Genomic DNA, 12,280 nt, shown 5'->3' with positions numbered 1-12,280 from the left:
CATGACGGTGTGGGACGACCTCGTCGGGCAGGAGAAGGTGAGCGACCTGCTCGACGCGGCCGCTCGGGACGCCGACGCGCTCGTCACCGCGGCCGCCACGGACGCCCCGCCGCCGGAGGCGTCGAAGATGACGCACGCCTGGCTGTTCACGGGCCCGCCCGGCGCGGGCCGCAACCAGACTGCGCGGGCCTTCGCCGCGGCCCTGCAGTGCGTGAGCCCCGACCGTGCCCTCGGCGGAGCCCCCGGCTGCGGCTTCTGCGACGGCTGCCACACGGCGCTGATCGGCACCCACGCGGACGTCACCACGGTCGCCGCGGTCGGCGCCGAGATCCTGGTCAAGGACATGCGGGACACGGTCCGCAAGTCGTTCACGTCACCTGCGAACGGCCGCTGGCAGATCATCCTCGTCGAGGACGCCGAACGGTTGAACGAGAAGTCCGCCAACGCCGTCCTCAAGGCCGTGGAGGAGCCCGCCCCCCGCACGGTCTGGCTGCTGTGCGCCCCGTCGCTGGAGGACGTGCTGCCCACCATCCGCTCCCGCTGCCGCCACCTCAACCTGCGCACGCCCTCGGTCGACGCCGTCGCCGACATGCTCGTACGGCGCGAGGGCATCGAGCCCGACGTGGCCGCCGCAGCGGCCCGTGCCACGCAGGGCCATGTCGACCGGGCCCGCCGCCTGGCCACTGACCCGGCCGCCCGCGAGCGCCGCGCCGCCGTGCTGAAGCTGCCGCTGCGCCTCGACGAGGTCGGCTCCTGCCTCAGGGCCGCCCAGGAGCTGGTCGACGCGGCCGCGGAGGACGCCAAGCAGCTCGCCGAGGAGATGGACGGCAAGGAGACCGAGGAGCTGAAGGCGGCGCTGGGCGCGGCCCAGGGCGGACGGCTGCCGCGCGGCACGGCGGGCGTGATGAAGGACCTGGAGGACATGCAGAAGCGCCGCAGAACCCGCACGCAGCGCGACAGCCTGGACTTGGCCCTGACCGACCTCACGGCCTTCTACCGCGATGTCCTCGCCCTCCAGCTCGGCTCCCGTGTGGCCATCGCCAACGCGGACGCCGAGGACGCCCTGGAGCGGCTGGCCCGCGGCGGCTCTCCGGAGTCGACCCTGCGCCGCATCGAGGCGATCTCGGCCTGCCGTGAGGCCCTGGACCGCAATGTGGCGCCCCTGCTGGCGGTGGAGGCGATGACCATGGCCCTGAGGGCGGGCTGACGATGGCCTGATGGCACTGAGGGCGGGCTGACGATGGCCTGATGGCACTGAGAGCGGGCTGACAATGGCAGTGAGAGCAGGCTGAATTCATCACCCGCGGTTGACGACGTCATCCGTACGGGCCGCATTGCGGACGCACAGCACTTATACCGTCGCTCAGGGTTACGCTCAGATGATGCACACCAGGCGAACCTCCCGCCGGCCTCGACCCCGACTTCGCCCCCGATCTCGACCCCGGACTCATGGTCGGGCCGCGGCCGCTTTCCTCGCGGCAGCCGCCCTGCTCGTCTCCGCGTGCTCCTCCGGGAACCCGCCCGCGTCGACCGGCGAGGCGCCGGCGGAGGCGGAGCCGGCGCTGGCCGCGCTGCCCCGCTCGACGCCGGCCGCGCTGGACCCGTACTACGGACAGAAGCTCGCCTGGCGCGACTGCGGCGTCCCCGACTTCGAGTGCGCGACGCTGAAGGCCCCGCTGGACTACGCCAAGCCCGGCGCGGGAGACATCAAACTCGCCGTCGCCCGCAAGAAGGCCACCGACAAGGGCAAACCGCTCGGCTCGCTGCTGGTCAACCCGGGCGGGCCGGGGGGCTCGGCGGTCGCGTACCTGCAGCAGTACGCCGGCCTGGGCTACCCGGAGGCGGTCCGCGCCCGCTACGACATGGTGGCGATGGACCCGCGCGGCGTCGCCCGCAGCGAGCCCGTCGAGTGTCTCGACGGGCGCCAGATGGACACGTACACGCAGACGGACGTCACCCCCGACGACCAGAAGGAGACGAACGCGCTGGTCGGGGAGTACAAGAAGTTCGCGGAGGGGTGCGGGGCCCACTCGGCCGGTCTGCTCCGCCATGTCTCCACCGTCGAGGGGGCCCGGGACATGGACGTCCTGCGGTCGGCGCTCGGGGACCCGAAGCTGAACTACGTGGGCGCGTCGTACGGGACGTTCCTCGGCGCGACCTACGCCGGGCTGTTCCCGGAGCGGGTGGGCCGCCTGGTCCTGGACGGCGCGATGGACCCGTCCCTGACCGCACGCAGGCTGAACCTCGACCAGACGGCGGGCTTCGAGACCGCGTTCCAGGCGTTCGCGAAGGACTGCGTACGGCAGTCCGACTGCCCGCTCGGCGGCAAGGGCACGACACCCGCACAGGTCGGCGACCACCTCAAGGCCTTCTTCCGCAAGGTCGACGCCCACCCCGTCCCCACGGGCGACCCCGACGGACGCAAGCTCGGCGAAGCGCTCGCCACCACGGGGGTGATCGCGGCGATGTACGACGAGGGGGCCTGGCCGCAGCTGCGCGACTCGCTCAACTCGGCGATGAACGAGAACGACGGCGCCGGACTGCTCTCCCTCTCCGACAGCTACTACGAGCGCAGCGGCAACGGCCACTACACGAACCTGATGTCCGCCAACGCCGCAGTGAACTGCCTGGACCTCCCGGCGGCCTTCACCGGCCCCGACCAGGTGAGGAAGTCCCTCCCTGCCTTCGAGAAGGCGTCCCCCGTCTTCGGCGAGGGCCTGGCCTGGGCCTCCCTGAACTGCACCTACTGGCCGGTGCGGCCCAGCGGCGCACCCCACCGCATCGAGGCCAGGGGCGCGGCGCCGATCGTCGTCGTCGGCACCACCCGCGACCCCGCGACCCCGTACGGCTGGGCCCAGTCCCTCGCCCGCCAGCTCTCCTCCGGCCGCCTCCTCACCTACGTCGGCGACGGCCACACCGCCTACGGCCGCGGCAGCAGCTGCATCGACTCCACGATCAACGCCTACCTCCTCCACGGAACGCCTCCCACGCAGGGAAAACGCTGCTCGTAGCCACCCCGCCGGGCCCCGGAAGCCCCGCTCCCGGGGCGTGGTCGGAGCACCCCCGGAAACTGTGTAGACTTACCGACGTTGCTGATCGCACCATAGTGCGGGCAGCGCGCCGCCTTAGCTCAGATGGCCAGAGCAACGCACTCGTAATGCGTAGGTCTCGGGTTCGAATCCCGAAGGCGGCTCCGATAAACCCCAGGTCAGATACCCTCTGACTTGGGGATTTCTGTTGCTCGGGGCATGGCGTGCCACACAGCCGGGGTGCCGTGGGATGGCTTGTGTGAGCGGAGCCGCTCAGGGCCTACTCGGCCGGCTTCCGGCGCTTGGCCTTCTTGGCGGCCTTGCGAGCTTCCTTCTCTTCCTCGGCCCTGCGCTGAAGGGGGACCAGCTTGGCGGTGGCCTCGGCGGCGCTCTTGCCGACCTCAGGCAGGACGCTCTGGTAAATGTCCCGCGTGATGCGGGTGTCGCTGTGCCCAAGGGTGTCCGACACGACCTTGATGTCAACGTCGGCGGCCAGCATGAGAGTGGCTGCGCCGGGGCCCAGGTCGTGGAGCCGGATCGGCGGGAGGCCGGAGGCGGCGACGAGCCGCTCGAAGAGGTCGGCCACCTTGCCTGGGTGGAGCCAGGAGCCGTCTTCCTGGGTGAAGACGTGGCCGGTCTCGACCCAGGCCGAGCCCCACTCCTCGCGGTCCGCGTCCTGCCGTTCTCGGTGCCCTTCAGAACGTTGACGGTGTCGTCATCGAGCGCGACCACCCGGTAGCGCTGTCGGTCTTGGGATCCGATGCCTCCACCTCTCATCCGTCCTGCACAAGTTAGGAGGAGACGGTGAGGGATTGAGCGTCGAGGTTCGTCTCCGACCATGGTTGCCCGCACGACTCACCGCGACGCAGGCCGAGGAATGCGATCAGGTGCCACATCGCGTACAACCGGTCTGCAGCGGCGAAGTCGAGGAAGGCGCCGGTCTGTTGGGGCGTCCAGACCATCACAGGCGACGGCTTCTCGCCCGTCTGCTCCCACTTGGCAACCCGCTCATCCGTCCACACCAGTGCTTTCGGCTTGCGCACGGGGTCGATCTCGACGTGGGCGGCTGGGTTGAACGTGATGATCTGCTGCCCGATGGCGTCGTTCAGGGACGCGCGGAGTGTGGCTTTGACGTGTAGACGTCTGACAGGGCCAGTGATGCGGCAGAAGGGCGGCATCTCGTCGATCGCTGCCTTCATGGCCTTGCGGCGGGCACGGTTCTCCGTGCCCTTCCACGGTACGGTCGCCAACTCGTTGATCGCAGGTCGCCGTTGGGCGCTGTCCTCCAAGATCTGGGCGTCGGCGTCGCGGATGTCCGTGAACATCTCGCTGAGGTGGCTGACGCGGAGGCGGGCGAGGCGCCGGTGTCCGACGTGAGGCTTCAAGTGCACGCGGATATCGGTCTCGTAGCGATTCAGCCCGGACTTGTGTATGCGTTTGCCCGCCAGCCACCGGTCGAGCCACTCACCCACGGTCAGGCTGCCGATGAGGTCTTGGCCAGCGTTGAGGACATCAGGAACAGTCTCCGGCTACCGGCGCGAGCCAGATCTCCGGCTCGGACCGGTACGTATCACGACCGTGGAGCAGACTCTGTCTCTGCGTCGGGGCGTCGTGACGAGTCGCGTCGGCGCGCCACCAGAGTGGTACCGGTGACCACCAGGCCGATCGCCACGACCTTCGCGGCCTGGTAGATCAGTGAAGGGCTGGAGCTTGTCCGGCCCAGGAATCCCCACAGGAGCAGACCGATTCCAGAGAGCATCAAGACGAACCCGCCGACCGGGCCCAGGCTCCCCCAGCTCCAAGGAGTCGCCGCTAACTCCTGCTCGGTGCCAGGGTTTTCACGTTCATCAGCCGTCATGGCTCGCACATTAACGCATTTCCGGTCCGCGGTCGTGTGGGGCCCGGGCCAGGGCAAGTGAGCGACGTACCCAGGCCGCACAGGCTGTGCACGAGGGACCTCGGTGGTCTGTCGTGCCCGCCACCTCATGGACGGGTGCGGGCGATCTGGTCAGGGGGCGAGGCTTGGTGTCGTGTGAATGCCGAATTCGTGTCTCAGTGCGGAACGGGCGGCCAGGTAACCGGACATCCCGTGCACGCCAGGTCCTGGCGGTGTGGATGCGGAGCACAGGTACACGCCGCGGAGCGGCGTGCGGTAGGGATTCACCCGGGGGGCCGGGCGGAGCACGCTCTGCTTCAGGGTCACAGCACCGCCGTTGATGTCCCCGCCGACGTAGTTGGGGTTGTAGGCCTCGTAGTCGCGGGCGCTGATACCGCGGCTGGCGACGACGGTTTCTGTGAAGCCGGGCGCGTACTGTTCGATACGTGCCTGCACCATGGGCACGGGGTCCTGGGAGCTCCCGTTCGGTACGTGGGCGTAGGCCCACACCGGCCGCTTTCCGTCCCGGGCCCGAGTGGGGTCGGTCACGGCAGGGTCGACGACCAGGACGAAGGGCTCTGGTGTGGCGGTACCTGCGGCGGTGAGGCCTTCTTGGTGACGTATCTGCGCCTGCGTCCCGCCGAGGTGTACGGTGCCCGCCAGGCCTACGTCAGGATCCTTCCAAGGGATGGGAGCGTTGACGAGGAAGTCCACCTTGGCGGCCCCGGGGCCGTGGCGGAAGCGGGAGAGGTGGCGGGCGTAACGGGCGGGGAGCAAGTCGCCGGCGGCTTGGAGAAGACCTTTCGGGGCGGTGTCGAACAGCACCACCTTCGATCCCTGTAGTTGCCTCAGATCATCGATCTTGCATCCGGTGTGGAACGTGCCACCGTGCGCGGTGATATCCGCGGCCAGGGCCTCGGCGATGCGGCTGCTGCCGCCTTCTGGAAGGGGCCAGCCGCTACCGTGGGCAAGGTGCCCCAGCAGGAGTGCGATCGCGCCGGAGGCAAGACTTGGCAGTCGTCCCACAGCGTGTGCCGCGACACCGGTCAGCAGGGCCTTGCCGGCTTCGGTTGTCAGAGTGCGCCTTTCCAGCCGAGTGCCGAGTGTGAGAGTCCGCGCAGCGAACCTGACTGCGACGAGCAGGTCCTGCGGAATGGCGCGCTGGTGGGAAAGGGCGAGGTCGATTACGGCGGAGCTGCGCTCCAGCAGCGGAGTCATCATGCGTCGCCAGGGTTCGCCGTCCGCCCCCAGCCGAGCACAGGTTGTCTCCAGGTCGTGGTGAGCCAGGGCAGCCGTGCCGTCGGGTAGTGGGTGGGCGTAGCTGATCTCGGGTAGACGTAAGCGCACCCCACGCGAGGCCAGATCGAACTCCCGGAAGAACCGCGACGCGGCTGCCATGGGGTGAACGGCCGCGCATACGTCGTGCGTGATGTCAGCGTCGAACAGTGACGTGGTGCGCAGGCCTCCACCGATCTCGTGGTGACCTTCGAAAAGTTGCACCTGCAATCCGGCGCGGGCCATGACGACTGCAGCCGCCAGCCCGTTCGGACCCGTCCCCACGATCGCGACGTCCGCCTTCATCACCGGCTGTTCCCTTTCGTTGGCAAGTGCCGCCTCCAGGGGCGACCGACGCGGGGCCTGCCCGACGGCTCGCCCAATAGGCGACATAATCAAACACGAAGCGCCACAGCTCAGCAAGATGTGGTGCCGGACGCCTTCGTTCGTCTTGTCTTGGTCGCCCGGAAGCTGACGGTTGGTGAATCACAGGGGCCTCATAAATATAACTTGTCTCGCGATCATGAGCACGCTAAGTTGGCTGTCAGGAGCGAACGCGACCAAAGGCTCTGACTTTCTAGATGTTGGGCTTTGTTCGCTCCGAACGGTTGCTATGCAGCTGACTCCAGCCCTGGACGCGGGGGACATCCCCGGTGATCAGTGGCGCTCTCATCCAGAGGCGCGGACGGGATCCGGGAACCGTGGGGGCTGTGGGCGATGACCGATAGAACGAAATGGGGAACAATGCAGAAGCGAACTGTCGGTGCCGTCATCGGTGCCGCTGTCGCGGGTACGTGTCTTGCACTGACCATGCAGGGCTCGGCCCAGGCCACGCCTGTGGCGCCGGTGGCCGAGAAGGTGGCCGTCAGCAAGGGTGAGGCCGTTGCGCCCAAGGCTGTCGCAAGCGCGGTCGGCCGGGCGGCCGCCCGGGCAGCCGTGCACGCCAGGGCCGCCTGCCCTTCCGTGGGCCACGCCGTGGGAGCGCTGACGGACAACCTGAGCCTCGGCGGGGTGTTCCGCAAGCCGGCCAAGATCTCCGGCAGTGTCTCCAGCGCGACCGCGTTCGATAGGTGACGGCGACTCGTCGCGTCCAGAGGGCGGTACTGCTTGCAGGTGCCGCCCTCCTGGGCGCCCACTTCTCCATTGCGGCCTTCTCCCAGACGCCGCTGAGTCCTGCCAAGGTGCAATTGGCGCCACTTCTGAACGCCTATCTCCAGCCGTACTTCTCGCAGAACTGGATGCTCTTCGCCCCGGATCCGGTGATGGTCGACCAGGGGATCATCGCGCGGGGCCGCTGCAGCGACGGTGAGGTCACGAAGTACTACGACGTGACGGGCCCATCCATCCAGCGGGTCCAGAACGACAGGTTCTTTCCCTCGCGAATGTCCCGGGTGGTCAGCAACGGCATCCAACAGTACAACTCGACCGACGACCTCCTGAGGCGCCTCCGCGAGCAGAAAGAAAAGGGGAAGGCGAAGAAGTCGGGAAAGAATCCCATTCCGCTGCTGCCGTACGAGAAGCGCACACGCAATCAAGCGGTGAACTACCTCTCAAGGTATGCGCTGACTCAGATGACTCAGGCGTGCACGGACGGTCGTAGTCTCCAAGCAGTGCAGGTCCGGATGTACGTCCGGTCTCTCCCGCCTTGGTCACAGAGGGACAGCCCCCACGCACGCGACAAGGTCGACGCCTACGACTTTCCATGGAAGAAAGCTGCTGATCTGCAGTGAGACTATTAGACAAGATCGACACCTGGGCCAGCCGTCCTGTCGCCGTCCTGGGTGTGTCGGGAACCCGTGCGTTACTGGGGTTCGTCGGCCTCATGTTCTATGTCAGCCAGTACGGGGACCGGCGCTACCTCTTCGGCCCCGGAAACGACACACTGCTGCCCTACCATCTCTTCCTCGACGAGTTGAAGGACTCGGGAAGTTTTAGTGTCTACGCGTGGAGCAACTCGCCGGTCGCGTTCGAAGTTTTGTTCCACCTCGGACTGATCGCTGCTTTGGCTGTCACGCTGGGTATCGGGGGCCGTCCCGTCCTGGCGGTGCACGCCATACTTCTGTGGTCGCTCTACCAGCGGCAGTCGGCGCTGATGGACGGCGGCGACAACCTCATGCAGCTCGTCGTTCCGATGCTGCTTCTCACGCGCTGCTACGATCATTTCTCCTTGCGATCCCCTCTGGGGCAACGGGTAACACAGCGCATACCCAAGGCCGTTCGAGCTGCCGGTGTCCCACTGCACAACCTGGGCGTCACCGCGATCGCGGTGCAGATGTGCCTGGTTTACATGGTCAGCGGGCTTTACAAAGTGCAGGGGCAAGCGTGGCAGGACGGAACCGCGCTCTTCTACATCATGCGGGTACCAGAATTCGAACTCCCCGGCATTTCGAAGTTCGTGTACAACAACGACCTGCTGGTGTACCTCGGCACCTACGCAACTGTCATCTTTCTCGTCTACTTTCCCATGGGAGTCCTGGTACGGTCCCTGCGCCCATGGGCGGCCGCCGCATCCATCGGCTTCCACGTCTCCATCGGCTTGTTCATGGGGCTCACCGGATTCGCATTGACGATGATCGCGTGTGACCTCGTCTTCCTGTCGCCGGAAATGTCCCGCGCACTGCAGGCAGCGCGAAAGCTGAGCGCACGCCGCAAGGAGAAAGCAGCGGCGGACGGGACTGGAAGCAGTGCGGCACATGACCGCGAACCGGTAGCGGCCGCTTCCGCCGACTGAAAGGCTCTCTGTGCGACGCCCTCCCACCTGCGTCATCGGCAGTCACCTCGATGCTCCTCGTGTGACCGGCGGGCATGATCCCGACGCGTATGTGGAGCTGGGCTCTTTCACCAAGGTCCTGACCGGAACCGTCCTTGCCGTGCTTGCCGAGAAGCGCGTTGTTTCCCTCGACGACCCGGTCGAACGGTGGCTGAGCGCGCCGGCAGGTACCGGTGTCACTCTTCGACACCTCGCCGACCACACCTCCGGCCTTCCGCGGCTGCCTCCTGACACGGGCCTGTTCAACCCGTACAGGGACTTCACGCAGACTCGGCTCAACCGGTTGGTGGGTCGTCTGGACAGTTTGGTCACCGCAAGCCCGGGCGAGCGCGAGGAATATTCCAACTTCGGGTACGCCGTGCTTGGCGCTGCACTCATGTCGGCTGCCGGCCAGGACTACGAGGAACTGGTCGGCGATCACGTGCTCGTGTCTCTCGGCTTGCCTGTGGGGGCGGTGACCGCCAGACCACCCGCGGACCAGCGTCTGCTGGCATCGAGCTGGTTCGGCCGCCCCTCGAAGCCATGGGACTTGACCGGAGCCATCCTGCCCGCCGGCGGTATGTGGGCCAGCACGCGTACAACCGCCCGCCTGCTCACCGGACTCGTCGTCGACAAGGCCCTCGGTGAGCCGGCGCTCACCTGGCGCCGGGTCGGAGATCTGCCGCTGACCTACCACAACGGTGCCACCCGAAAATCCAGGGTCTTCGCCGGAGCGTTGCCCGACGGCCGCTGGGTGGTCGTTCATCGCCTCTCCGGATCCATCAAGGACACGGATGCGGCGGGAATCGACGAACTTCGCGCATCGGCCGAGGAAAGCGGATGAAGTAGCGGCTTCCACCATGCTGCGACCGAACGGCTGCGGTGCGCGGGTCAGTCTGCGCGAGCGATGCGTGAGCGGATGGCGCGGCACAAGCCATCCCGGGCCGGACGCGGCAACGTGCCGCGCGGCGCTGATCTGCGGAAACAGCACCGCGCGGCACGAGTCGGCACCACCCACCCCGATCCCGGCAGTCCTCGTAATTCGTAGGTCTCGGGTTCGAATCCCGAAGGCGGCTCCATCGAAGCCCAGCTCAGACCAGGTCTGAGCTGGGCTTTTTCGTTCGGTGGAGGTGGCGTCGTCCCCGGCTGTGTCGCGTCCGGGCATACGAGCAGATCAGGGGGCTCCGGTGCCCGCGCTCGGCATGGTGTCGGGCGTGTGGCGTACTCACCTTCGCCCTCGCGCAGGGGTCCTGGCAGTGGTTCGCCACCTACATCGGTGTGACGCTTCTCGTGGTGGTCCTCTCCTCCTACCGACCGCCGACGGTCATGCCGGACCTCCGCTTTTCGTATGTGCAGGACCTGACGGCGTATTCGCTGGTGGTGGGCCTGTGTGTCGCGGTCGCGCTGGCTCCGATGATGCAGCGCTGGGCGTGGCTCTTTCCGATGGCGGGGACCCGCAAGCAGTGCGATCGGCTGGGCGCCTTCGAAAGCCTCCGCACGGAGGCCTCGTTGGCGAACCTCGCCGGCCGCGACCGTACCGCCCTGGCCTATGCGCAGGTCGTCCACGGCCATGACGCCATTGCCGACTGCCTGGCATCCACGACCACCCTGTGGCTGCCGGTCTACGGAGTCGGGGCGGCCCTGCTGACGGGTCTGGGCGCGTGGGCCTTCGGGCGCGCTCGGCTGGGGCGGCGTACGGCGCCGGGCAGCCGGGGTGCGTAGATCGTTGTCACGGGACACGCGAGCACCGGAGGCGGCACATGGGCGGATCCCCCGCAGCGGGAGGCGGCTTCTCGGGCACACCCCTCGCCCGGAAGATCGGCATCAAGCCGGCACAGCAGGTGCGGCTGTGGCATGCCCCGGCGCGGTGGGACATCCCGGGGCTGCCGGACGGCGCCGAGGTCGCTGAGGGGAGTCCGGCCGGAGCGGACGTCACCGTGGCCTTCTACCGGGAACGGGCGGCCCTGCGGGCCGAGGCGGACGGGCTCGTCGCCGGTCTCGCCGACGACGCCATGCTCTGGATCGCCTGGCCACGCAAGGCCGCCGGACATGTCAGCGACATCACTGAGAACGATCTCCGCGACATGCTCCTGCCGCTCGGCGTCGTGGATGTGAAGGTCGCCGCGCTCGGGGAGGACTGGTCGGGGCTGAAGTTCGTGCGGCGCAAGGAAAACCGCCGTAAAAAGGGCGCAAACTAAACCGGCCCCAGGACAACTACCGCCCTTGAGGCAACATCTTGGTGAACGGCGAGCGCCACGCGGTCAGGACGCGGGCGCCGCCCAGGGCCGGATGGGGTGAGAGACGTGGTGGAGCCGAGGATCGCCGTCGCCGTGGTGACCATGGGGAACCGGCCCGCCGAAGTCGATGCCCTGCTGGAGTCCGTGGCCAAGCAGGACGTGGCGCCGGCCCGGATCGTGATCGTCGGCAACGGGTGCCGGCTGCCCGAGTTCGCCCGGCGGCTGTCGCTTCCCGGCGAGGTCACCACCATCGACGTGGAGGAGAACCTCGGCTGCCCCGGCGGGCGCAATGTCGCCCTGGCCCGGCTCCGGGAGTTCGGTGACGTCGATGCCGTCGTCGAGCTGGACGACGACGGGCTGCTGGTCGACGCCGATGTGCTGCGCCGCGTACGGGATCTGTACGCCGCCGATCCGCGCCTGGGCATCGTCGGCTTCCGTATCGCCGACGAGCACGGCGAGACCCAGCAGCGGCACGTGCCCCGCGTCGGCAACTCCGACCCCATGCGGGGCGGTTATGTCACCGGCTTCCTCGGCGGCGGACATGCCCTGCGCATGGCGATGCTGGCGGAGACCGGGGACTGGCCCGCCGAGTTCTTCTTCGCGCACGAAGAGACGGACCTGGCCTGGCGCGCCGCCGACGCCGGTTGGAAGATCCTCTACGCGCCCGAACTGCTCCTCCAGCACCCGAAGACCTCGCCCGCCCGGCACGCCATCTACTACCGGGTGACCGCACGCAACCGCGTCTGGCTGGTCCGGCGCCGGCTGCCCCTGCCGCTGATCCCGGTCCATCTCGGGGTCTGGGCGCTGCTCACCCTGCTGCGCACCCGCTCGGCGGGCGGGCTGCGGGCCTGGTTCGGCGGGTTCGTGGAAGGGCTGCGGGAACCGGCCGGTGAGCGACGGCCCATGCGCTGGCGGACGGTGTGGCGGCTGACCCGGCTGGGGCGCCCGCCCGTCGTCTGACGCCGGAAGAAGAGAAGAAGAGAAGAAGAGAAGAGTTAGTGGGGACGAGGGCCCCGGTCGTTCACCTCCGCCGACCGGGGCCCTCTTGTGTCCCCGGATCTGGCCTACGGCGACACTCCCCCGAGTTACGCGTCGCACGCGCGCGCCGGCGGGC

At 68.1% G+C, this 12,280-nt stretch carries 10 protein-coding genes, 1 tRNA gene and 1 pseudogene; 10 read left to right on the top strand and 2 right to left on the bottom strand.

The genetic code is table 11. From position 1 onward, the window contains the following. The first annotated feature begins 1 nt into the window (after nucleotide 1). The 3 genes from ACFY1J_RS28285 to ACFY1J_RS28275 all read left to right on the top strand — a co-directional run bounded on the left by ACFY1J_RS28285 (nucleotide 2) and on the right by ACFY1J_RS28275 (nucleotide 3,193). Entirely contained in the window at nucleotides 2–1,207 is a 1,206-nt protein-coding gene (locus ACFY1J_RS28285) for a DNA polymerase III subunit delta' (RefSeq protein ID WP_390711715.1), read from the top strand. 175 nt (nucleotides 1,208–1,382) lie between these two features. Further along, complete coding sequence (locus ACFY1J_RS28280; protein WP_390732206.1) at nucleotides 1,383–3,011, top strand: alpha/beta hydrolase; 1,629 nt, start codon at nucleotides 1,383–1,385, stop codon at nucleotides 3,009–3,011. 108 nt (nucleotides 3,012–3,119) lie between these two features. Then, nucleotides 3,120–3,193 (top strand) — tRNA-Thr (locus ACFY1J_RS28275). A 116-nt stretch (nucleotides 3,194–3,309) separates the two neighbouring features. Here the strand turns inward: ACFY1J_RS28275 and ACFY1J_RS28270 are convergent. Beyond that, nucleotides 3,310–4,537: pseudogene (locus ACFY1J_RS28270) on the bottom strand (tyrosine-type recombinase/integrase); the annotation flags it as partial. Nucleotides 4,538–5,037: 500 nt separating this feature from the next. Beyond that, nucleotides 5,038–6,486 carry a phytoene desaturase family protein gene (locus ACFY1J_RS28265; protein ID WP_390732279.1) on the bottom strand — a complete coding sequence of 483 codons (1,449 nt, stop codon included), beginning with the start codon at nucleotides 6,484–6,486 and terminating at the stop codon, nucleotides 5,038–5,040. A 438-nt stretch (nucleotides 6,487–6,924) separates the two neighbouring features. On the opposite strand from ACFY1J_RS28265, the gene ACFY1J_RS28260 reads away from it, so the two are divergent. The 7 genes from ACFY1J_RS28260 (at nucleotide 6,925) to ACFY1J_RS28230 (ending at nucleotide 12,126) form a co-directional block, all read left to right on the top strand. After that, nucleotides 6,925–7,254 (top strand): hypothetical protein, encoded by a 330-nt coding sequence (locus ACFY1J_RS28260; protein WP_390711690.1) that lies wholly within the window; start codon nucleotides 6,925–6,927, stop codon nucleotides 7,252–7,254. Further along, nucleotides 7,251–7,910: a DUF5819 family protein gene (locus tag ACFY1J_RS28255; protein ID WP_390711689.1), complete on the top strand. Its 660-nt coding sequence runs from the start codon at nucleotides 7,251–7,253 to the stop codon at nucleotides 7,908–7,910. Before ACFY1J_RS28260 ends, ACFY1J_RS28255 begins: the two co-directional genes overlap by 4 nt. 92 nt (nucleotides 7,911–8,002) lie before the next feature. Continuing rightward, a complete protein-coding gene (locus tag ACFY1J_RS28250) occupies nucleotides 8,003–8,911 on the top strand; it encodes an HTTM domain-containing protein (protein WP_390711688.1) in 909 nt (302 codons plus the stop codon). A 61-nt stretch (nucleotides 8,912–8,972) separates the two neighbouring features. After that, nucleotides 8,973–9,773, top strand: coding sequence for a serine hydrolase domain-containing protein (locus tag ACFY1J_RS28245; protein ID WP_390732205.1), 801 nt, complete (start codon nucleotides 8,973–8,975; stop codon nucleotides 9,771–9,773). Between the two features lie 434 nt (nucleotides 9,774–10,207). Beyond that, a complete protein-coding gene (locus ACFY1J_RS28240; protein ID WP_390711686.1) occupies nucleotides 10,208–10,651 on the top strand; it encodes a hypothetical protein in 444 nt (147 codons plus the stop codon). Nucleotides 10,652–10,689: 38 nt separating this feature from the next. Beyond that, a complete protein-coding gene (locus tag ACFY1J_RS28235; RefSeq protein ID WP_390732204.1) occupies nucleotides 10,690–11,127 on the top strand; it encodes a DUF3052 domain-containing protein in 438 nt (145 codons plus the stop codon). A 105-nt stretch (nucleotides 11,128–11,232) separates the two neighbouring features. Then, nucleotides 11,233–12,126 carry a glycosyltransferase family 2 protein gene (locus tag ACFY1J_RS28230; RefSeq protein WP_390711684.1) on the top strand — a complete coding sequence of 298 codons (894 nt, stop codon included), beginning with the start codon at nucleotides 11,233–11,235 and terminating at the stop codon, nucleotides 12,124–12,126. The last annotated feature ends 154 nt before the right edge of the window (nucleotides 12,127–12,280 follow it).

Source organism: Streptomyces sp. NPDC001406 (assembly GCF_042895285.1).
Taxonomy (GTDB): Bacteria; Actinomycetota; Actinomycetes; order Streptomycetales; family Streptomycetaceae; genus Streptomyces.
Note: the sequence above shows the minus strand (reverse complement) of the source record. Positions and strands in the feature narration are given on the sequence as shown.